General features: G+C 64.7%; 17 protein-coding genes and 1 pseudogene. 6 read left to right on the top strand and 12 right to left on the bottom strand.

Features of this window, described 5'->3' with window-relative positions:
• Positions 1–13: 13 nt before the first annotated feature.
• On the top strand, positions 14–1231 hold the full coding sequence (locus BGP02_RS03055) for a cystathionine beta-lyase (protein WP_268566375.1): 1218 nt from the start codon (positions 14–16) through the stop codon (positions 1229–1231).
• Positions 1232–1289: 58 nt separating this feature from the next.
• Here BGP02_RS03055 and serB read toward each other — a convergent pair whose 3' ends face one another.
• From serB to mfd, 8 genes are all read right to left on the bottom strand, one after another.
• A complete protein-coding gene (gene serB, locus BGP02_RS03050) occupies positions 1290–2186 on the bottom strand; it encodes a phosphoserine phosphatase SerB (RefSeq protein ID WP_268566374.1) in 897 nt (298 codons plus the stop codon).
• A 134-nt stretch (positions 2187–2320) separates the two neighbouring features.
• On the bottom strand, positions 2321–3337 hold the full coding sequence (locus BGP02_RS03045; RefSeq protein ID WP_268566373.1) for a GlxA family transcriptional regulator: 1017 nt from the start codon (positions 3335–3337) through the stop codon (positions 2321–2323).
• Positions 3338–3395: 58 nt separating this feature from the next.
• Complete coding sequence (locus BGP02_RS03040) at positions 3396–3962, bottom strand: cysteine hydrolase family protein (protein WP_017234071.1); 567 nt, start codon at positions 3960–3962, stop codon at positions 3396–3398.
• Positions 3963–4121: 159 nt separating this feature from the next.
• Positions 4122–5147, bottom strand: coding sequence for an ornithine cyclodeaminase family protein (locus BGP02_RS03035; protein WP_261938458.1), 1026 nt, complete (start codon positions 5145–5147; stop codon positions 4122–4124).
• 125 nt (positions 5148–5272) lie between these two features.
• The gene (locus BGP02_RS03030) at positions 5273–6301 is read right to left on the bottom strand and encodes a threonine/serine dehydratase family protein (RefSeq protein WP_017234073.1); all 1029 of its coding nucleotides are present in this window, start codon (positions 6299–6301) and stop codon (positions 5273–5275) included.
• A gap of 101 nt (positions 6302–6402) precedes the next feature.
• Positions 6403–7689: an MFS transporter gene (locus tag BGP02_RS03025; RefSeq protein WP_268566372.1), complete on the bottom strand. Its 1287-nt coding sequence runs from the start codon at positions 7687–7689 to the stop codon at positions 6403–6405.
• Positions 7690–7879: 190 nt separating this feature from the next.
• A complete protein-coding gene (gene argE / locus BGP02_RS03020; protein ID WP_017234075.1) occupies positions 7880–9097 on the bottom strand; it encodes an acetylornithine deacetylase in 1218 nt (405 codons plus the stop codon).
• Between the two features lie 157 nt (positions 9098–9254).
• Positions 9255–12719 (bottom strand): transcription-repair coupling factor, encoded by a 3465-nt coding sequence (mfd, locus tag BGP02_RS03015; protein ID WP_286797683.1) that lies wholly within the window; start codon positions 12717–12719, stop codon positions 9255–9257.
• 108 nt (positions 12720–12827) lie between these two features.
• On the opposite strand from mfd, the gene ispD reads away from it, so the two are divergent.
• Together ispD and ispF are read left to right on the top strand one after the other, a co-directional pair.
• A complete protein-coding gene (ispD, locus tag BGP02_RS03010) occupies positions 12828–13550 on the top strand; it encodes a 2-C-methyl-D-erythritol 4-phosphate cytidylyltransferase (protein WP_261938461.1) in 723 nt (240 codons plus the stop codon).
• Between the two features lie 100 nt (positions 13551–13650).
• Complete coding sequence (gene ispF / locus BGP02_RS03005) at positions 13651–14136, top strand: 2-C-methyl-D-erythritol 2,4-cyclodiphosphate synthase (protein WP_286798163.1); 486 nt, start codon at positions 13651–13653, stop codon at positions 14134–14136.
• Positions 14137–14285: 149 nt separating this feature from the next.
• On the opposite strand, the gene BGP02_RS03000 is transcribed toward ispF, so the two are convergent.
• The 4 genes from BGP02_RS03000 to ompR all read right to left on the bottom strand — a co-directional run bounded on the left by BGP02_RS03000 (position 14286) and on the right by ompR (position 17900).
• The gene (locus BGP02_RS03000; protein ID WP_017234079.1) at positions 14286–14813 is read right to left on the bottom strand and encodes a carboxymuconolactone decarboxylase family protein; all 528 of its coding nucleotides are present in this window, start codon (positions 14811–14813) and stop codon (positions 14286–14288) included.
• 61 nt (positions 14814–14874) lie between these two features.
• The gene (locus BGP02_RS02995) at positions 14875–15423 is read right to left on the bottom strand and encodes a peroxiredoxin (protein ID WP_017234080.1); all 549 of its coding nucleotides are present in this window, start codon (positions 15421–15423) and stop codon (positions 14875–14877) included.
• 230 nt (positions 15424–15653) lie between these two features.
• Complete coding sequence (locus BGP02_RS02990) at positions 15654–16994, bottom strand: ATP-binding protein (RefSeq protein WP_261938462.1); 1341 nt, start codon at positions 16992–16994, stop codon at positions 15654–15656.
• A gap of 180 nt (positions 16995–17174) precedes the next feature.
• A complete protein-coding gene (ompR, locus tag BGP02_RS02985; protein ID WP_017234082.1) occupies positions 17175–17900 on the bottom strand; it encodes an osmolarity response regulator transcription factor OmpR in 726 nt (241 codons plus the stop codon).
• Positions 17901–18069: 169 nt separating this feature from the next.
• Here ompR and BGP02_RS02980 point away from each other — a divergent pair, with 169 nt between their 5' ends.
• The 3 genes and pseudogenes from BGP02_RS02980 to BGP02_RS02970 form a co-directional block, all read left to right on the top strand.
• Entirely contained in the window at positions 18070–18399 is a 330-nt protein-coding gene (locus BGP02_RS02980) for a hypothetical protein (RefSeq protein WP_039830366.1), read from the top strand.
• Between the two features lie 111 nt (positions 18400–18510).
• A complete protein-coding gene (locus BGP02_RS02975; RefSeq protein ID WP_286797678.1) occupies positions 18511–20259 on the top strand; it encodes a DUF1800 domain-containing protein in 1749 nt (582 codons plus the stop codon).
• A gap of 131 nt (positions 20260–20390) precedes the next feature.
• A pseudogene (locus BGP02_RS02970) lies at positions 20391–20553 on the top strand (DUF1501 domain-containing protein); the annotation flags it as partial.

Raw genomic sequence — 20553 nt, 5'->3', positions numbered from 1 at the left:
TTCCGGAGCCGTAATGACGCAAGACAACCGTAAGCCCCTCGACACGCCGGAAGCCAATGGCTGGCATTGGCAAACCAATATTCTGCATACGGACACCCACGTGCCGGCCGGTTTCGCCGCGATGCCGGTGCCGGTGGCCCGCGCATCGACGGTGATCTTCCCCGATCTGGCCGCCATGCGCTCGCTCGACTGGAAGAACGACAGCCAGTGGCGCTACGGTCTGCATGCCACGCCCACATCGATGGAGTTGATGCGGCGCTTGGCGGCGCTCGAAGGCGGCAAACACTGCCTGCTGTTCCCGTCGGGACTTGCCGCGATCTCCAATGTGTACTTTGGCCTCGTCAAGAGCGGTGACGATGTCCTTATTCCAGACAACGCCTACGGTCCGAACCGAGAGCACGGTGACTGGCTCGCCGAGTCGTTCGGCATCACCGTGCGCTACTACGATCCGATGATCGGTGACGGTATCGGCGCGCTGATTCAGTCCAACACGAAGGTGATCTGGCTCGAGGCCCCGGGCTCGGTGACGATGGAAGTCCCCGACGTGCCGGCCATCGCGCGCGTGGCGCGCGAGCGGGGCGTACTCACGGCCATTGACAATACATATTCCGCCGGCCTGGCATTCCGTCCGTTCGACCACGGGGTGGACATCTCGGTGCAGGCCCTCACCAAGTACCAATCGGGCGGCAGCGACGTGCTGATGGGCTCGGTCGTGACCGTCGACGATAACGTGCACCACCGTCTGAAGCAGGCGCGCATGCGCATGGGCGTGGGCGTGTCAGCCGACGATTGCAGCCTCGTGTTGCGCAGTCTGCCGAATATGCAGCTACGTTTCGAGGCGCACGATCGTGCCGCGATGACGCTGGCGACGTGGCTGGGCACCCGTCATGAAATCGCGGCCGTGCTGCATCCGGCATTCGAGGATTGCCCCGGTCATGCGCATTTCCATCGCGACTTCACGGGCGCGGGTGGTCTGTTCTCCGTGGTGTTCGACGAGCGCTACACGCCGGCGCAAATCGACGCATTCATCGAAGCGCTTCGCTTGTTCAAGATCGGTTTCAGTTGGGGGGGCGCGCACAGCCTGGTGGTGCCCTATCGCGTGCTGTCCATGCGCTCGGCAACGCCGTGGCCGCATAAGGGCGCGCTGGTGCGCTTCTATGTCGGTCTCGAAGACGTGCGCGATTTACAGGCCGATATCGAAGCCAGTCTGACGGCGCACCTCGGCGCCTGAGGAAGGGAACGCGCGCCCACGAAGGGCGCTGCATCGTCGGCGCATCGCGCCGGCGATGTCAGTCCTTGCGGAACAGCGAGAGCAGGGCGTCCAGACCTGCGTAATTCAACGCGACAGACGCCTTCTCCCGCACCACCGGTTTCGCGCGAAACGCCACCGACAGCCCGGCGATGGCCATCATCTGCAGGTCGTTCGAGCCATCGCCCATGACGATTGCCTGAGCAGCGCTGACACCGAGATGTGTCGCCACTTCGGTCACGGTGCGCGCCTTGACCTCGGCGTTGACGATCTCGCCGAGCACTCGGCCCGTGAGCTTGCCGTCGACGATCTCCAGCGTATTGGCGCGGGCGACATCCAGGTTCAGACGCGCCTTCAGTCGCTCCGTGAAGAACGTGAAGCCGCCGGACACCAGCAGCGTGCGGATGCCGAGTGCCTGAACGCCGCGCAACATGGTTTCGGCGCCGGGCGAGAGTTGCAGGCGCTCGTCGAAGACCTTTTCCAGGGCGCTCGCGTCAAGTCCCTTGAGCAGCGCCACGCGCCGCGTGAGGCTCTCGTTGAAGTCCTTGATCTCGCCGCGCATGGCGGCTTCCGTGATGGCCGAGACTTCCGCCTTCAGCCCACAGTAGTCGGCAATTTCGTCGATGCACTCGATGGTGATGAGCGTCGAGTCCATGTCCATGGCCACGAGCTTGAAGTCTGTGAGGCGTCGGTGGCTGTCGACGAGCACGGTGTCGACTTCGTGCTGCTGTGCGAACGCCCCCATCGCCGCGCGCAGGGCGGGCGTGTCGACGACATCGGCAATACGCGCCGCGCCTGGCGTGAACGTGACGTTGGCGCCGGGTACGAAGGCGCCGACGGCCGCCTGCAGATGCGGCGGGAAGGTCGTGGCGGGTGCGGTGGGCGTAGTGGACGTAGTGGGCGGGGTGCCGCCCAGAATGACGAGATCGTTGGCCATCTTGAAGTCGAGAGTCTTGCGTTTTGCGTGCGATCGACATTCTACCGGGTTGCGGCGAGCCGACGCTGGTTTCCCGACGTTTCCCCACGATGTCCCGCCATATCGGGCTTCGCGCATCTCCCGGATGCCTTGCTTCAGCCGTCGTGCGCGATACGGCGTGCGTGGCTCGGCGGGAGTGCATCGAACTTGTGCCAGACGCGTCGCAGATGTCGGCTCGAACCAAAGCCGGTGCGCTCGGCGATATGTTCCAGGTCGAGCTGGCTGTTGCCGAGCATCTCGCGCGCGAGCGCGATGCGCAGCCGATGCAGGTAATCGATGGGCGCGACGCCGGCGTGCTCGCGAAAGAGTCGCGTCACGTGCCGTTCGCTGGCGCAGGCGATGTCCGCCATCGAGGCGAGTGTCCAGTCGTGCGCGGGATCGGCGGCGATGGCATCCTGCACGCGATGCAACGCTGGGTGCAAATGGTTGCGGCCTTCCAGCCACGGCGACAACTGCGGGTCGGCGCCCGCGCGCCGGGCGTAGACGACCATCTGCCGCGCGACGGCCGCCGCACACAACGGGCCGGTGGCGTCGGCGATGAGCGTCAACATCAGATCCAGGCCGGTCGTGACACCGGCACTCGTCCACACGTTTGCGTCATGCACGTAAAGTCGATTGTCGGCCACCCGGGCGCTGGGGGCCAGCGCGCGCAGGGCGTCGCAACTGCCGTGGTGCGTGGTGCAGGCGCGGGCGTCGAGCAGTCCTGCGCGCGCGGCCAGCAAGGCGCCCGTGCAGATGCAGGCCAATTGATGCGTGGGGCGCACGACCCGCCGAAGCCACGCGATGGCAAGGGATTCGGCGTCTTCGGTGGGCGCCGCGGAATGGTCAGGTGTCGTGCCGCCGTCCGCCGCCCATACCGGCAGTGGCTTCTCGACGGTTCCCGTGACGACCAGCCAGGCGTCGTCGGGCACGTTGTCCGGCAAGATGTCGAGCGGCGAGACGTACAAGCCGATCGAGGTGGCGACTGAGCGCTGCGTGCCGACGTAGTGCAACACGAAGCGCACGTCGTCCTGCTGGTGATTGGCCATGCGCAAGGCTTCGGCGGGGGCCGCCACGTCGAGCAGCAGCGCGTCGGGCATGACCAGCAGGTAGACGGGTTGCAGTCGCGGCATGGCGGCAGGCGTTCAGGTCAGATTCGGACAGCGGGGGCAAGGCGGGTTGATCACGACATTACACCGCGGCGAGCGCTTCCTCAACCGTCACGATGCGTGCGAAGCGATCGACGAGCACCGTTTCCGTGCGCTCCTTCAGCTCGGCCACCGACAGCTCACGCCCGGTGCGCGGGTGCTGCATCGGGAACGTGAGGGTGGCTTCGGTGACGAAGTCCACGGCGTAACCCGCGTCGGACGCCGCGCGCGTGGTTGTCTCGCAGCATTGCTCGGTACGGATGCCGGAGACGATCAGGCGCGTGATGCCATGCTCGACGAGCCACGCGCCGAGCGTGGAGCCGGCCAGGGCACTATGCTTGACCTTGTCCACCGTTAACGCCGGGGCGATATGGAGTTCTTCGAGCGTGCGAACGAAGCCGGAATCGCGCGAGAACGCGCCCGACCCGATGTGGAAGACCTGCACGATCGGCACGCCGCGCGCCACGGCACCGTCGACGAGGGCCTGCTGACGGTCGAAATACGTGGCGAGATCGTCTTCACGCCAGTACGGGCGTTGGCGAAACGACTCCTGGGCATCGATGACGAGCAGGGCGGTACGGGCGGTGTGGGCAGCTTGGCTTTGCGACATGAGGGACTCTCCGTGAGGTGGGAACCGATGGCACCATCTTACGGCGTCCCCTGACGCCTCGACAGGCCGCCTCCAGACCGGAACCGGACCGATCCGGACATTGTGTTTGGCGGCCCCGTCGCCCTCGTGGGCTGACGTTGTCAGCGGCGCGTCGGACCTTCAGATCGCGGCGCTGGTGCCAATGCCTGCGGCTTGCGCGCGTTGATAGAGGGCGGCGGCAAGGGCAACGTCCTGCGCGCCCATGCCAAGCGACTTGAAGACTGTGACGGCTTCGGCATCGGTGCGCCCGGGATGATGGCCAATGACCAGCTCGCCGAGTTCCGCGAGCAGATCGGCCGGTCCGATGCTGCCCGCGGCAGCGGCGGCGAGATAGTCGCCGGATTCGTTGATCGTCGACTCGCGCCGGTCGACGAACAGTTGCGCGCGCGCCATGAGCGCCGTGTCGGCCTCGCGGTGACGCGGCGTGCTGCTGCCCACCAGATTGACGTGCGTGCCCGGCGCGATCCAGTCCGCTTGCAGCACCGGTTCCGTGGCGTTGGTCACCGTGACCACGATGTCGGCGTCTCGCACGGCTGCTTCGACGCTCTGCGCGGCTTCGAGGCGAAAATCATAGTTCGGCTGCTCCTTGTCGACAAACGCCTGTGCGGTGGCGAGCGAGCGGCTCGCCACGCGCACGTGCTGCAGCTCGCGCGCCGCGGCGAGTGCCGCGAGATGCCAGTGGGCCTGATGACCGGCGCCGATCAGCGCGAGACGGCTGGCGTTGTGGCGGGCGAGCCGACGTGTCGCGAGCCCCGTCACGGCGGCAGTGCGAATGCCCGTGATCTCCGCCGCGTTCATGACCGCGAGGAGTTCCCCCGTCAGCCCGCTCATCAACAGCACGCACCCTTGATGTGGATCTTTGCCTTGGGCGCTATTGCCGGGAAAGAAGGTGCCGACCTTCGCGCCGTAGACTGGTATGCCGGACGCCGTGCCACCCAGGAACGCAGGCATCATACCGAGCATGCCCTTGGCCCCGAGCGCTTCCGGTGGGCGAATGATCTGACGCAACGGCAGGTGAATCTGCTCGCGGGCCAGCGCGCCGAACATATCGGACATGACGGGAATCGCGTCGGCCACGGGCATGAGCGCGGCGATTTGCGTGGCGTCGAGCAGCAAGACAGGCGGCGTGGGGGAGGTGGCGGACATGCGAAATCCTGGTGACGTTGCTGGAAAATGCCGGAAGCAGCCGCAGGCCAAGCGACGACGCGACCGTCGGGTCGCGTCGGGGTGCGGCTGCGGCGTGATGCCGTGCGAAGGCAGCGCGACGCCGCTCAGCCGTTCGCTTCCGCCGCGAGGGCGGCTTCGATGTGCCGGTTGAACGTTGCCGTGTCGGTATTGGTGCCGCACAGCAGGACGCCCACGCGTTTGCCCATGAGCTTTTCGCGCAGGGGCCCCATCAATGCGGCGGTGGCAGCGGCACATGCCGGCTCCACGGCGAGCTTCAGTTGGCGGAACAGCGTGAGCATGCCCGCGCGCATCTCGTCGTCGGTGACGGTGACCAGTTCGTCGATATGGCGTCGGCACAGCGTGTAGCTGTACAGCTCGGTGTGCGGCGCCATCAGGCTGTCGGCAATGCCGCTCATCGGCCCCATCTTGACCGGACCGCCTGCGGCGAAGCTCTGAGCCATCGCATCGGCACCCGCCGGCTCCACGCCATACACCTGCACGTGCGGGGCGAACAGCTTGAACGCTGTCGCCACCCCGGCAATCAGCCCGCCGCCACCGATGGGCACGATCACGGCGTCGAGGTCGGGGGCTTGCTGCGCCCACTCGTAACCGAGCGTGGCCGTGCCCAGCACGGTGCGGTAACCGTTGAAAGGATGCACGAAGTAACGGCCTTCCTCCTGCTCCACGCGCTTGACCACCTCGAACGCTTCATGCACGTTCTCCGCCAACATCAGATCCGCGCCGTATTCGCGGCACAGGGACGAGCGTGCCGGGCTGGCGGTCTTGAGCATGACCGTCTTGGCCCCGACACCCATCGCGCGCGCGGCATAGGCGACCGCCACGGCATGATTGCCGGCGGATACGCACGTCACGCCCGCTTCGCGCTGCGCTTCGTCGAGCGAGAGCAGGTTCGAGAACGCGCCGCGCGCCTTGAACGTCCCCGACGCCTGCAGCAGCTCGTACTTGAACGTCACCCGCGTGTCGCCCAGCGTCGGAAAGTCGTTGCGCGTGAACACTGGCGTGGTTCGCACATAGGGGCGCAGCTTTTCGTGGAGTTCGGCAATGGCGTCCCGGGTCGGAACGGGTTGCGTGTCGATGGTTTCGGCGTGCGGGGCAGGGGTCAGTTGCGTCACTTGGACAGGGTCTCCGTAGTCGTGGAATCCCCGGGGACGGGCGCACACCGGTGAACGCATGTGCGCCTCGGCGCCCGGGGGGCGCTGGGCCGTCGCTGAAATCAGCGCAGGCCGAGCTTACGGGTGCGCAGCAGCGCGGTAATGCTGATAAGGGCAGCGAAAATCAGATAAAAGCTCGGCGCGAGCTTGTTGCCGGTAGCGCCGATGAGCCACGTGATGATGAACGGGGCGAAACCGCCGAACACCGTTGCTGCGATGTTATACCCGAGCGAGAGGCCGGTGGTGCGCACCTGCACCGGAAACAATTCCGTGAGCAGGGCGGGCAGGGCGCCGAAGTACGTTGTCATCAGCAGGCCGAGCACGATCTGGAACACCATCAGCGCGCCGAACGTCGGGTGCGCATCGAGCAGGCTGAACATCGGGTAGACCAGTACCAGCAATGCCACGGCGGCCGTGAGCATCGGTTTGATCCGGCCATGCGTATCCGACCAGTGGCCGACGATGGGCGCCACGATCAGTTGCACCACGCCGGTGAGCAGTACCGCCGAGAACGCGGCCGACGACGGCAGGCCCAGTTGCTTCACGGCATACGTGGGCATGTAGAGCACCAGGTACGTCGCCACGGTGGCCATCACAACCACGCCAATGGCGAGCAGCAGCCGTTCCTTCTGACTCGCGAACGTGTCGCGCAGCGGGCTTTGCGTGGGCTCGATGTCGAGGAACTCGGGCGTCTCGTCCAGACGGCGGCGAATGTAATACGCGACCGGGCCGATCAGCAGGCCGAAGAAGAACGGCACGCGCCAGCCCCACGACATCATGGCCTCCGGCGACAGATTACCGGTCAGCAGCGCGCCGAACCCCGCGGCGAGCAGCGTGGTCAGCCCTTGCGAGGCGACCTGCCAGCTAGAGAAGAAGCCGCGGCGTTTCGGTGCGTGCTCGGCGAGAAACGCAGTGGCGCTGCCGAATTCGCCGCCCGCCGAGAAGCCCTGCACCATGCGGGCGATGACGATGCCGACCGGTGCCAGCACGCCGATGGTGGCGTACGTGGGCATGAGCGCGATGAGCAGCGTGCCGACCATCATCATCAGAATCGACAGGGTGAGGGCCGCCTTGCGACCGGCGCGGTCGGCATAGGCGCCGATCACAATGGCGCCCAGCGGCCGCATGAAGAACGACACGCCGAACGTACCGAGGGTGAGCAGCAGCGATACCGTGTCGTTGCCGGTCGGGAAGAACAGTTTGGCGATGGTCACGGCGAAAAAGCCGTACACCACGAGATCGAACCACTCGAGCGCATTACCGATCGAGGCCGATACGATCACACGCCACGCGTGCGGGGAAGTGCGGGCGGCCGGGGCCGTCGCGTTGGGGGATGCGCTTGCGCTCATGGGCGAGATCTCCAATACCTGTCTGGCGTACGTGATTGTTATCTTGCGGAGGAATGTCCTGTGCGCCCTTGCGATAGGCGTCTGCTACTGCGTAAGGCATGTTGCAAGGCAACGGGCCGCATCCGGCAGTCGGAATACGGCCCCGTCAAACGTTCGTCGACGCGCCGGCCTGCGCGAGTCGGGCGTGGGTTCAGACGCCGACGGTGTTGCTGTGGATCAACTTGCGCAGGAACGATTCGCACTGCGCGATCTGTTCGAGCGACACGAACTCGTTGGGCTTGTGGGCTTGTTCGATATTGCCAGGGCCGCACACAATCGACGGCACGCCTGCGCGTTGGAACTGACCGGCTTCGGTGCCATAAGCGACCTTGCGCTTGTCGGTGTCCTTGGTCAGCGCGCGCACGAGTTGCGTGATCGCGTCCTGCTCCGAAGCGTCCAGTGCCGGGGCCGCGGCAATCCGCTTGAACTCGATACCCGCGTTCGGGTGCTCTTTCTGCATCTTCGGGATCAACTCGTCCGTGGCGTATTGCTGAATGCGCTGGAAGATCCCGTCGGCATCCACGCCCGGCAGGTTGCGGTATTCGAAGACGAACTCGCACAGCGCCGGAATCGTGTTGAGGGCGATACCGCCCGAGATCGTGCCCGTCTGCGCCGTGGTGAACGGCACGTCGAACAACTCGTCGAACGGACCGTTCTGCTTGAAGTGATCGGCCAGATCGCGGATGTAGCAGATCAGGCGCGCGGCGTATTCGATCGCGTTCGAGCCCTTCGGCGTGAGCGACGAGTGCGCCGCATGACCGCGCACACAGCACTGGTAGGCGTTGATGCCCTTGTGAGCGACGATCACGCGCATGCTCGTCGGCTCGCCGACGATACAGCCGTCCGGGCGAATACCGCGCTCACGCAATGCGGCGAGCATGACCGGCGCGCCCACGCAACCGATTTCCTCGTCGTAGGAGAACGCGAAATGGAACGGCGTCTTGAGTTTGGCGTCGCGCATTTCCGGCAGCAGCGTCATGACCGAGCCGATGAAGCCCTTCATGTCGCACGTGCCGCGGCCGTACAGGTTGCCGTCGCGCACCACTGGCTTGAACGGATCGGTGTCCCATGGCTGACCGTCGACCGGCACCACGTCGGTGTGGCCCGAGAGCACGATACCGCCCTGGGTGTTGCCATCCGCGGCCGGCAGCGTCACGAACAGATTGGCCTTGCGCTGGGTGGCGTCGTAAGACAACCACGGCTCGACGCCAGCGTGCTTGAGGCTGTCGCGCACCGTCTCGATCAGGCCGAGGTTCGATTCGCGGCTGGTGGTGTCGATGCTGACCAGCTTCGTGATCCAGTCGAGCGATGCCGGCTGGGCCTCGTTGGCAACCTGCGGGGCGATGGCTTGGGGGGAAGCGCTTGTCATTCGAATCTCCGGGAATCTCCAGTCATACGTCGCTACGTACCGGTACTGGGGAAATATTACTCAAAAACAATTTAGACGTAAAAGGTTGAGTGAACAACCATTCCCGCCTTGTGGGAAAAGACGCGCCGGGCTTGGGTTGCCCCGGGGCATGCGAGCGTCAGGCCGCTTTGGCGTTCGGCGTGCCGAGCGCGCGCAGTGTCTCCTTGATCGCGCGGACGCGATCGGTCAGTTGCACGTGCTTTGCTTCGATGCGCAGCTTGTCCTGTCCCGCGAGCTTGATATGGCGATGCGTCTGCACCAGCGCGATGATGCGCATCGGATCGACGGGCGGTGTCGGCTCGAATTGCAGGGCGATGGCGTCTTCGCTCGCGTCGATCTTGACGATACCCAGTGGCTTGGCGAGCAGTCGCAGGCGGTGCGTCTCGATCAGCGCCTGCGCCTGCTGCGGCAGCTTGCCGAAGCGATCGACGAGTTCTTCCTGGATCGTGTCGATGGCGTCGGCGTGGGTGCCGTTGGCCAGGCGCTTGTACAGCGAGAGGCGCTCCTGTACGTCGCCGCAGAAGTCGCTCGGCAAGATGGCCGGGACATGCAGATTGATCTCGGTGGTCGCCGAGAGCGGCGCGGTGAGATCCGGTTCGCGTCCGGCTTTCAGTGCGCTCACGGCGTCGGCCAGCATGTCGGTGTAGAGCTGGAACCCGATGTCGTGAATTTCGCCCGATTGCTTGTCGCCCAGCACTTCACCCGCGCCGCGAATCTCTAGGTCGTGCATCGCGAGATAGAAGCCCGCGCCGAGTTCTTCCATCTGCTGAATCGCTTCGAGACGCCGCTGTGCCTGCTTGGTCAGCGCCTTCGGATCGTGGACGAGCAGATAGGCATAGGCCTGGTGGTGCGAGCGCCCGACGCGCCCGCGCAACTGGTGCAATTGCGCCAGACCGAACTTGTCCGCGCGATGCATCAGAATCGTGTTGGCGGTCGGCACGTCGATGCCGGTCTCGATGATGGTGGTACACAGCAGCACGTTGGCGCGCTGCGAGACGAAGTCGCGCATCACGCGTTCGAGATCGCGTTCGTGCATTTGTCCGTGCGCCACGACGATACGGGCCTCGGGCACCAGGGCTTCCAACTGTGCCTTGCGGTTCTCGATGGTTTCGACTTCGTTGTGCAGGAAGTACACCTGTCCGCCGCGCTTGAGTTCGCGCAGCATGGCTTCGCGGATGACGCCATCCTCTTCGCGGCGCACGAAGGTCTTGATCGCCAGACGCTTCTGCGGTGCGGTCGCGATGACCGAGAAGTCGCGCAGGCCTTCGAGCGACATGCCGAGCGTACGGGGAATCGGGGTGGCGGTCAGGGTGAGCACGTCCACCTCGGCACGCAGCGCCTTGAGGGCTTCCTTCTGCCGCACGCCGAAACGATGTTCTTCGTCGATGATGACGAGGCCCAGACGTTGGAACTGGATGTCGTTCGACAGCAGCTTGTGCGTGCCGATCACGATATCGACTTGTCCCTCGTTGATGGCCTTCACGCTCGCGTTCACTTCCTTGGTCGTCTTGAAGCGCGAGAGTTCGGCGATGCGTACCGGCCAGTCGGCAAAACGATCGGAGAAGGTTTGCGCGTGCTGTTCGGCGAGCAGCGTGGTCGGGGCCAGCAAGGCGACCTGCTTGCCGTCGAGCACGGCAATGAAGGCGGCGCGCAAGGCCACTTCGGTCTTGCCGAAGCCGACGTCGCCGCACACGAGGCGGTCCATCGGACGGCCGCTCGTCATGTCGCTCATCACGGCCGCAATGGCGGCCGCCTGATCCGGCGTTTCCTCGAAGCCGAAGCTATCGGCGAACTTCTCGTAGTCGCGCGGCGACAGTTCGAACGCGTAACCGGAACGCGCGGCACGACGGGCGTACAGGTTGAGCAGTTCGGCCGCGGTATCGCGAATCTGCTGCGCCGCCTTGCGCTTCGCCTTTTCCCATTGGCCCGAGCCCAGCGAGTGCAGCGGTGCGGTATCGGGATCGGCGCCGCTGTAGCGCGAGATCAGATGCAACTGCGAAACGGGCACGTACAGCTTGCTGTCGCCCGAGTATTCGAGATGCAGGAATTCGGTCTCGCCTTCGCCGAGATCCATGCTGACCAGGCCCTGATAGCGACCGATGCCGTGCTGGCTGTGAACGACCGGGTCGCCCACCTTGAGTTCGGCCAGATCTCGCACCATCGAGTCGACCGACGTTGCCTGCTCCTGGCGGCGCTTGCCGGCGCGGCGTGCGAGGCCTTCGTAAAGCTCGTTCTCCGTGATGAAGGCGAGATCTTCCGTCGGCAGCAGGAAGCCTGCGGCCAGCGGGGCGATGCCGATGGCAAAGCGAGCGTCTGATGTCAGGAAGTCTTCGAACGACTCGACGGACGATGGGCGCAGGTCATGGTCATGCAGCAGTTGCAGCAGCGTCTCGCGCCGGCCGGCCGAGTCGGCGCACAGCAGCACGCGGGCTGGTGTGCGGGCGAGGTAGGCGCGCAGGGCGGCCAGCGGGTCGTCGGCACGACGGTTGATGGCCAGTGTCGGCAACGGGATGGCCCAACTGCCGTCGCTCGGCGTAGGCAGCGTCAGGCGGGCGAACGGCTTGGCGAGCGTGAAGAAGTCCTGATCGAGCAGGAACAGTTGCTCGGGCGGCAGCACCGGCCGCTCGCGATCGTGCGACAGGAAGTTGTAGCGTTGACGCGTGTCGTTCCAGAAACGGTGGATGGCCGCGTCGAGATCGCCCACGAACACCAGTTGGGCGTCGGCGGGCAGATAGTGGAACAGGGTGGCCGTTTCGTCGAAGAACAGCGGCAGGTAATACTCGATGCCGGCCGACGGCACGCCGCTGCCGATGTCCTTGTAGATCGGGCTGCGGGTCGGGTCGCCTTCGAACACTTCGCGCCAGCGCCCGCGAAAGGCGGTGCGGGCAGCGTCGTCGAACGGGAATTCGCGCCCGGGCAGCAGGCGGACTTCCTTGACCGGATACAGGCTGCGCTGCGTGTCGGGGTCGAATGCGCGAATGCTGTCGACGGTGTCATCGAACAGATCGAGACGATACGGCAGGGCGGAGCCCATCGGGTACAGGTCGATCAGTCCGCCGCGCACACAATACTCACCGGGCCGCATCACTTGGCTCACATGCTCGTAGCCTGCCAGCGTCAGTTGCGACTTCAGGCGTGCTTCGTCGAGCCGCTCGCCCTGCGTGAAGAAGAACGTGTAGGCCGCCATGAAGCTCGCGGGGGCCATGCGGTAGAGCGCAGTGGTGGCGGGCACCAGAACGATGTCGCAGCGCTTCTCCCCGAGGTCGTGCAGGGTGGCGAGCCGTTCGGAGACGAGATCCTGATGTGGCGAGAACGTGTCGTACGGCAGCGTTTCCCAGTCGGGCAGCAGCCGTACTCGGGCGTCGGGCGCGTACCACGTGAGTTCCTGCTGCAGGCGCAGGGCATCGGTGGCCTGGGCGCACACGACGGCGAGCAACGGCAGGCGCTCGCGGTTGTCGTTGAAATAGCGGGCGATGAGCAGGGCGTCGCTCGACGCGTGCAAGCCTGCAAAGGCGTAACGCTGTCCCGCTTTCACGAGCGGCACAGGCGCGGTATTACGGGATAGAGCGTTGGCGGCGGACATAGAGGAACGTTGCAGAAATGGCAAAGCACGGGGCTCCTTTCGCATGGGGCCCCGTGACAGTCAGCGTCTATTATAAAATCCCTGCTTTCCTCTTACCTGCGTTTTATTGTGAGCGACCGACTTTTTGCCGTCATCCCGTGTGCCGGGGCGGGCGTACGCGCCGGGGCCGACGTGCCCAAGCAATACCGAAGCGTGGGCGGACGCGCCATGCTGCACTATGCGCTCGCCGCGTTTGACGCCTGCTCCGAGTTCGCTCAGACCGTGCTGGTGCTGGCGCCCGACGACAATCATTTCGACGGCAGGCGCTTCGGCCCGCTGCGTTTTGCGGTGCGACGCTGCGGCGGGCCGTCGCGGCATGCGTCGGTGCTTGGCGGGCTGCAGGCGCTCACCGAGTTCGGGGCGCAGGACAGCGACTGGGTGCTGGTGCACGATGCGGCGCGTCCCGGCATTACGCCGGCGCTGATTCGCGCGCTGGTCGAGGCGCTGCGCGACGATCCGGTCGGCGGCATCCTGGCCTTGCCCGTGGCCGATACGCTCAAGCGCGAGCAGGCGCCGACGGCGAAGGGTGGGTTGGCGGCCGTGCTGGCGACCGAGTCGCGCGACGGCCTTTGGCAGGCGCAGACCCCGCAGATGTTTCGCCTCGGCATGCTGCGTCACGCGCTGGAAGACGCGCTCGCCTCGGGGGCCGAAGTGACCGACGAAGCCAGCGCCATCGAACGGATCGGCCACGCGCCGAAGCTCGTTCGCGGCAGCCTGCGCAACTTCAAGGTGACCTATCCCGAAGATTTCGCGCTCGCCGAGGCCTTCCTCGGCGCTGCCAAGTCCGTGTGAGGGCTCGGCATGCGCCGCAGCTCCGAAACGACACCCCGCATTCTTTCGCATTTGGCGACTCTCCATGACTGAACAAGCTGTTTCTCAATCCCCGCTCGCGATGTTGTCGAAGCTGCGTATCGGCCAGGGCTACGACGTGCATGCCCTCGTGCCGGGGCGCCCGCTCGTGATGGGGGGCGTGACCATCCCGTTCGATCGCGGCCTGCTCGGCCATTCCGACGCCGACGTGCTCCTGCACGCCATCACCGATGCCGTGCTCGGCGCGGCGGCGCTGGGCGACATCGGACGCCACTTTCCCGACACCGATCCCACGTTCAAGGGCGCGAACAGCGTGGTTTTGCTCCAGGAAGCCATGCGGCGCGTGCGTGAGCAGGGCTACGAGGTCGTCAACGTCGACTGCACGGTGATTGCGCAGGCGCCGAAGCTCGCGCCCCATATCGGCGCGATGACGCAGTCGATTGCCGACGCGCTGGGCGTCACCGTCGGTCAGGTGAACGTGAAGGCGAAGACGAACGAAAAGCTGGGCTATCTCGGCCGTCAGGAAGGGATTGAAGCGCAGGCGGCAGCCCTGCTCGTGGCCAGCTGAGGCGATAGCGGCGCTGCACGCAACGCGGTGACGCGCGGGCAGCACAATCCATCACGCACAACGGCGCTACCGGTTGAACCCGGTAGCGCCGTTGTCGCTTTGGCGGTTTGCGCCGGCCTCGGCGCATGGGAGCTTCAGCGCTTGCGGACTCAGGCAGCCTCGGCGGCGATGACTTGGGCGGCGGCATTGACGACGGCGGCGATACGGCCGACGTCACGCAGTTGCGCGGTACTCATCCCGTGTTCGGCGGCGAGCAGGTGGGCGTGCGACTTCACACAGAAGTGGCACTTGCCGATGATGGATGCCGCCAGTGCATACATCTCGAAACGACGTTGATCGACGCCCCCGCGCGTGGCGTAGCCGTTCATGCGAAGCTGGGCCTTCTCGTTCTTCAGTTCGGCGTTGTCGGCCATCTCGAGATACGGATACCACGTGTTGTTCATGCCCATGAGCGCGGCAGCGGTCAACGCGCCTTCAAGCTCTTCGGGAGCGAGTACGCCCGATTCGCGAATCGCCTTGATGATCGGCTGGCTCTTGGCTGCAAAGGCGGCGGCGAGGGCCACACCAACGGCATCGTTGCCTTCCAGCGAGGAGCGGGCGATGGTGCCGTCGAGGTTCAGGCGGATGTCCTTGGCATAGTCAGGGATTTGCGCCTTAATCGCGGTGATGAATTCCATAAATTTCTCCTATTGCTTTGGGCTGAAAAAGCCCGCTTTCGCGGGCTTCACAAGACGACGCTTACAGCGTTGCACCGCCAACAGCGCGGTTGCACGGGCAGAGTTCGTCCGTTTGCAGACCGTCCAGAATACGCAGCACTTCTTCCGGGTTGCGACCGACGTTCAGGTTGTTCACCGAAACGTGCTGGATGACGTTGTCCGGGTCAACGATGAACGTGGCACGCAGGGCCACGCCGGCGGCCTTGTCGCGCACGCCGAGTTGGTCGATCAGGGCACCGGTCGTGTCGCCGAACGAGTAGTGATTCAGCTTGTTCAGGTCCTTGTGCTCACGACGCCATGCCAGCTTCACGAATTCGTTGTCGCCCGAACCGCCGAGCAGGACAGCGTCACGCTCTGCGAAGTCGTTGGCCAGCTTGCCGAACTCAACGATTTCGGTCGGGCACACGAAGGTGAAGTCCTTCGGGTAGAAGTAAATGATCTTCCACTTGCCGGGGAACGAGGCTTCGGTGATCGTTTCGAAAGCCGAGACGCCGTTTTCTTCGTGGTTGTTGAAGCCAGGCTTGGCAGCTTCTACCGAGAATGCTTCGAGTTTGTCGCCGACAGTCTTCATCGATTGACTCCTAAATTAGTGCGGTTTAAGTCGAGATGTCGCTGGGACATCGCAACCAGCAACTGACCGAAATCTGCTGATCCCGATCAACCTATGCATCATACGCTATCGAATAATCGACAGCAATAGTTTATTTTTATTTTGGGGATAGTTAAAACAAATCCCGTCGATAGGATCGTGCTCAACATTGGGCAGGCAAGCCTTGAGCATAGACAAAATTCCGCAAACCGTTATTTAGCAAGCGGAAATGACACGGTGATTTCAAGGCCGGGACCCGGCCGTACATTGTGCAGCGAGGCGTGACCTTTGTAGCGTGTGGCGATGCGCTGAACGATCGCCATGCCGAGGCCGGTGCCGTCTGCCTTCGTGCGGGCGGTGTCCACCCGATAGAAGGGGCGGAAGACCAGAGTGAGTTGGTCCTCGGGAATGCCCGGGCCGGTGTCGCGCACGCGCATCTCGACGCGTTCGCCGAGAATGCGCGTCGTGATGTGGACGTTGGCGACATTGGTGTCGGCGTCGCGGCCATATTTACGCGCGTTCTCGATCAGGTTCGTGAGCAGACGCTTGAGGTCGGTGCGTTCGGCAAGTACCGGGGCGGCGTCGGCGAGTTCGGTGCTCAGGTTCAGGTCTTCGCGGCCCTCGAAGGCGAGTGCCGTATCGCGGACGATGTCCGACAGATCGAGCGACTGCATCGTTCGCGATGCCGGCCGGGCGTAATCCAGGAATCGGCCGATGATGTCGTCCATCTGTTCGATGTCGCTGATCATGTCGCGCTTGACCGATTCGTCGGACGGACTCATCTCCGTTTCCAGTCGCAGCCGTGCCAGCGGCGTGCGCAGATCGTGCGAGATGCCCGCGAGCATCAGCGCCCGGTCGGCGTCGAGGCGTTCGAGTTCCTCCACCATCTGATTGAAGCTGCGGTTGGCCTCGGCGGCCTCGCCCATACCGCGCTCGGGGAGCGGGTCGGGGCGTTGTCCTTCGCCGATGGCGCGGGCTGCGTGGGCAAGCCGGGCGAAGGGTCGGTTGACGAGCGCGGTGATAAACGCGGCGCCGATGAGCGAGAGGGCCAGCGCGAACGTTCCCCAACTGAAGAGTTGAAGGCCGGTGGCCGTGTCGATCCGGTCCTGTTCGATGGCGACCCAATAGTCGTCTTCATCGATCTTGAAGCTGATCCACATGGCTGGAATCTCGTTGACCGAGGCAGCGATGACGGTGTCTGTCCCCAGCCGGCGCTGCACGTCGCGCACGATCAGGTCCTGGACCACGCCGCCCGGCTGTTTCTCGATCTTGTCAACCGGCTCGCGTGGGTACACGCGAATCCCTTCGTTGCTCTCGAGATCCTGCAGTAGGGCGCGACGCAGATCGGGCTCCGAGTAGAGCAGCGCGGTGCGCGTCAGCTTGACGATCGATACGAGCTGCTGCGCGACACGTTGCGCGCGCGGCTCACGCTCGATCACGCGAAAGCTCTGGTACCAGGCGGCCAGGCTGACGCCGATGAGCAGGGCAATGAGGAAGAAGGTACGCCAGAACAGACCGCCGAACAGCCCGCGTACCATCCGGATCGGATGCATGGGGTTGCTCCGTCTAAAGCGTGACTTGCGCGAGTCGGCAGACCCGACGTGCTGGATGGCGAGTGTCCGGACGAGAGACGCGGTACGCCGTTGGATGCGGCGTGAGACGCGACGCAACGCCGGTGGGCGAGCGTGTCGCGACCGGCGTTGTTTTGCTGCTTGAGACGCAATGGCGGAGGATCACGCGCCGCCGTCCGGAATGAACACGTAGCCGAGGCCCCACACGGTCTGGATAAAACGTGGGCTGCCCGGATCCGGTTCGATCAGCTTGCGCAGACGCGAGATCTGCACGTCGAGGCTGCGATCGAACACTTCGTATTCGCGCCCGCGTGCCAACTCCATCAGCTTTTCGCGCGACAGCGGCTGGCGCGGATGACGCGCGAATACCTTGAGCACCGAGAACTCGCCCGTCGTGAGCGCGATCTCCTGGCCGTTCTTCGTGAGCGTGCGCGTGGCGAGGTTCAGGGAGAAGTCGCCGAACTCGAACGTTTCCATGGTTTCACTGGGCGCGCCGGGGAGTTCGGGCGGTGCCTGACGGCGCAGCACGGCGTGAATGCGCGCGACGAGTTCGCGCGGATTGAAGGGCTTGGGCAGGTAATCGTCTGCGCCCATCTCGAGGCCGACGATACGGTCGACATCCTCGCCTTTGGCCGTTAACATGATGATCGGCGTGCGGTCGTTGGCGCCGCGCAGGCGGCGACAAATCGACAGACCGTCTTCACCGGGGAGCATCAGATCGAGCACGAGCAGATCGAAACGCTCGCGCACCCAAAGCTTGTTCATGGCCGTTGCATTTTCCGCCACGAAGACATTGAAACCCTGTTCCCCGAGGTAACGACGAAGCAGGTCGCGCAGTCGCGGATCGTCGTCGACAACCAGAATTTTGGGAGAGTTTTTGTTTTCCATGCCACGTATCTTAGCCCGAAATGTTACGAACTGATGGGGCCGCCAAAGCGGGTTACAAAGGGTTACACAATTTACCCTACAGCTTGCGCGCTGACCATAGGCTGTGGGTACACTTGCACCCCTGCCAGGGGGAAAACCTGCCGCACGGCATGAAGGACATACGCACAAGATGAGATGGGCTGCTGAGTGGACGCTACTGATCGGGGGAATCATGCTCTGGGGACACCTGGGCGTGACGTATGCCCGTCCTGTCGCGCATTTCAGTGCGCAGCTGCATCGGGTGAGCGCCCCGCGCTTGCACCACGCGGGGCCTGCGCCGTCGCCCCGCAATCCGACGAAGCGTGAGCCGTCGCAGAACGATTCCGGTGCTGCGCGCCGCAACGACGAATTTCCCCCCGCGCCGCCGGGCCGCCGTCCCAATGGTCATATGTCGCCGGAAGACCGGCGCCTGCTACGGCAACATATTCAGGACGCCGTGCGCGAGTTGTACACTCACTAACGATAAAGACGCGCGCGCTCATGGCTGATGGTTCATGGATCAAGAGGGCACCGCAGCGTCGCCAAACGCTTCCCAAAAACGCCAATGATGTCACGATGACGCGAGCGTCCCATGAAGCCCACCCCAAACTTGCCAGCCTGCGTCGACGCCGGCTTTTTTTGCGCCTGCCGAAAGGGCATTGAGGCGACGAACGGTGTCACGGCGATGATCGCCGTGCTGCGTCGCCTGCCGTCGTCAATGTCGTGGATGCCTGGGCGGCTGACGTCTGGTGTGCTTGCCATCCTGTGGCTGGCGTGGCCGCTCGTCGGTCACGCGTTGTCGACGCGGCCTGCCGGCGCGGCGCATGCGGCGAGTGCGACGGCGCCACGCGCAACCGGGGCCGCCGGTGCTGCCGATGCATTTGCCGATCGCGCGACGCGCCCGCTCACCGCCGGCGACGCGCGCTACTTGCTCACGCGCACCGGCTACTCGCCTGACGCGCGCGAACTCGCCCCGTTCGTTGGACGCACGCGTGCGCAAGCCGTCGATCTTCTGTTGTCGCGAGCGCGCCGCATGGCCGTGACGCCGCCGCCCGCCTGGGTTGAAGATCCGCCGCTGTATGGCGCGCCGGTCAAGTCCATGACGGCCGAGCAGCGTCGCGAGCTGAACCAGCGACGCAACCGTATGGCGGCGTCGCTGGCGGCATGGTGGGCACAGGAGATGGCCACGACGCCGTCACCGCTCACGGAGCGCATGACGATGTTCTGGCACAACCACTTCGTGTCGAGCGACGACAAGGTGCGTGAGCCCGTCATGCTTTATCGGCAGAACGTCTTGCTGCGCGCGAACGCGCTCGGCAACTTCGGGACGCTGCTGCATGCCGTGTCGAAGGATCCGGCCATGCTGGTTTATCTCGATGGCGCGGGCAGTCGGAAGGGGCGGCCGAACGAGAACTTCGCGCGTGAAGTCATGGAGTTGTTTACGCTCGGCGAAGGACATTACACGGAGCAGGATGTGCGCGAGGCGGCGCGCGCCTACACCGGCTGGGGCATCGATCGGGCGACGATGACGTATGTCTGGCGCCCCAACCTTCACGATGCGGGCACGAAGACGGTGCTGAACCAGACCGGCGACTTCGATGGCGACCAGATGCTCGACATCCTGCTGGCGCGTCCGGAGACGGCGACGTTCATCACTGGCAAGTTGTGGCGCGAATTCGTGTCACCGACTCCGGATCCGGTGCAGGTGGCGCGTATCGCGAACCGCTTTCGCGCGAGCGGCTACGACATTCGCGTGACATTGCGTGCGTTGTTGCTGACCCCCGCCTTCTGGGACGCCCGAACCCGCGGGACGTTGGTCAAATCGCCGGCTGAATTCGTGACCGATACGGTGCGCGAGTTCGACATCGGCTACGACGATCCGCTGCTGCTGGCGCGACAGATGCGTGTTCTCGGGCAGGACCTGTTCCGTCCTCCCAATGTGAAGGGATGGCCGGGCGGCGACGCGTGGATTGACAGCACCACGTTGCTTGCGCGCAAACAGTTTGTCGAGCGCATGTTCCGCGCGACGGAGAACGCGAATGCGGGAGGGGCGTCGATGGTGTCGCCGACCGTGTCGATCTCTGCGCGAACGGGTGTACAGCGCATGGCGTTGGGAGCGGTGCCATCGATGCCGAGAACGGTAGCGGGGGTGCGCTTCGATCTGTCGCGCTGGCTGCAACCTTACGCGCTGGAGCCGGTCGATGTTCCAGACGCGGCGTCGCGCGAGGCGTTGCAGCGGGCCGTGCTGCCCCTCAAGCCTGCGGCGCTGCAACCCGCCGGCGTGAACAGCACGGCCTACTTGCAGGGGTTGTTGATGGACCCCGCGTATCAGTTGAAGTGATGACGTGATAGCGCGTGGTAGGGCAGGCGCGTCACTCAACGACCGCTCCGCAGGGTTGCGAAGTGGGCCGAGTGGCGTGAGGAGAGCCGTGACGAGTGGCGGGACGAGAAGTGGGCCGAGAGAGGTGTGAGATGCGTCGACGCAATTTTCTGACTTTTGCAGGGGGGCTTGGTGCGGCGTGGCTGGCGCCGATGCCCGTGTTGGGCGCTGCACCTAACTTGTCCGGGACACGGACGGGCACCGGCGGTAACTACGGCAATCTGCTGATCCTTGTCGAACTCAAAGGCGGAAACG

The organism is Pandoraea sp. 64-18, assembly GCF_001899225.1.
Classification (GTDB): domain Bacteria; phylum Pseudomonadota; class Gammaproteobacteria; order Burkholderiales; family Burkholderiaceae; genus Pandoraea; species Pandoraea cepalis.
The sequence above is the reverse complement of the archived record's forward strand: the minus strand, read 5'-3'. Positions and strand labels throughout refer to the sequence as shown.

Coding starts and splice junctions, on each gene's coding strand:
- serB (WP_268566374.1), bottom strand. CDS start 2,186: ATGGCCAACGATCTCGTCATTCTGGGCGGCACCCCGCCCACTACGTCC.
- BGP02_RS02980 (WP_039830366.1), top strand. CDS start 18,070: ATGAGATGGGCTGCTGAGTGGACGCTACTGATCGGGGGAATCATGCTC.
- BGP02_RS03040 (WP_017234071.1), bottom strand. CDS start 3,962: ATGTCGCAAAGCCAAGCTGCCCACACCGCCCGTACCGCCCTGCTCGTC.
- BGP02_RS03000 (WP_017234079.1), bottom strand. CDS start 14,813: ATGGAATTCATCACCGCGATTAAGGCGCAAATCCCTGACTATGCCAAG.
- BGP02_RS02975 (WP_286797678.1), top strand. CDS start 18,511: ATGAAGCCCACCCCAAACTTGCCAGCCTGCGTCGACGCCGGCTTTTTT.
- BGP02_RS03055 (WP_268566375.1), top strand. CDS start 14: ATGACGCAAGACAACCGTAAGCCCCTCGACACGCCGGAAGCCAATGGC.
- argE (WP_017234075.1), bottom strand. CDS start 9,097: ATGACAAGCGCTTCCCCCCAAGCCATCGCCCCGCAGGTTGCCAACGAG.
- BGP02_RS02995 (WP_017234080.1), bottom strand. CDS start 15,423: ATGAAGACTGTCGGCGACAAACTCGAAGCATTCTCGGTAGAAGCTGCC.
- BGP02_RS02990 (WP_261938462.1), bottom strand. CDS start 16,994: ATGCATCCGATCCGGATGGTACGCGGGCTGTTCGGCGGTCTGTTCTGG.
- ompR (WP_017234082.1), bottom strand. CDS start 17,900: ATGGAAAACAAAAACTCTCCCAAAATTCTGGTTGTCGACGACGATCCG.
- BGP02_RS03045 (WP_268566373.1), bottom strand. CDS start 3,337: ATGCCGCGACTGCAACCCGTCTACCTGCTGGTCATGCCCGACGCGCTG.
- ispF (WP_286798163.1), top strand. CDS start 13,651: ATGTTGTCGAAGCTGCGTATCGGCCAGGGCTACGACGTGCATGCCCTC.
- BGP02_RS03035 (WP_261938458.1), bottom strand. CDS start 5,147: ATGTCCGCCACCTCCCCCACGCCGCCTGTCTTGCTGCTCGACGCCACG.
- mfd (WP_286797683.1), bottom strand. CDS start 12,719: ATGTCCGCCGCCAACGCTCTATCCCGTAATACCGCGCCTGTGCCGCTC.
- BGP02_RS03025 (WP_268566372.1), bottom strand. CDS start 7,689: ATGAGCGCAAGCGCATCCCCCAACGCGACGGCCCCGGCCGCCCGCACT.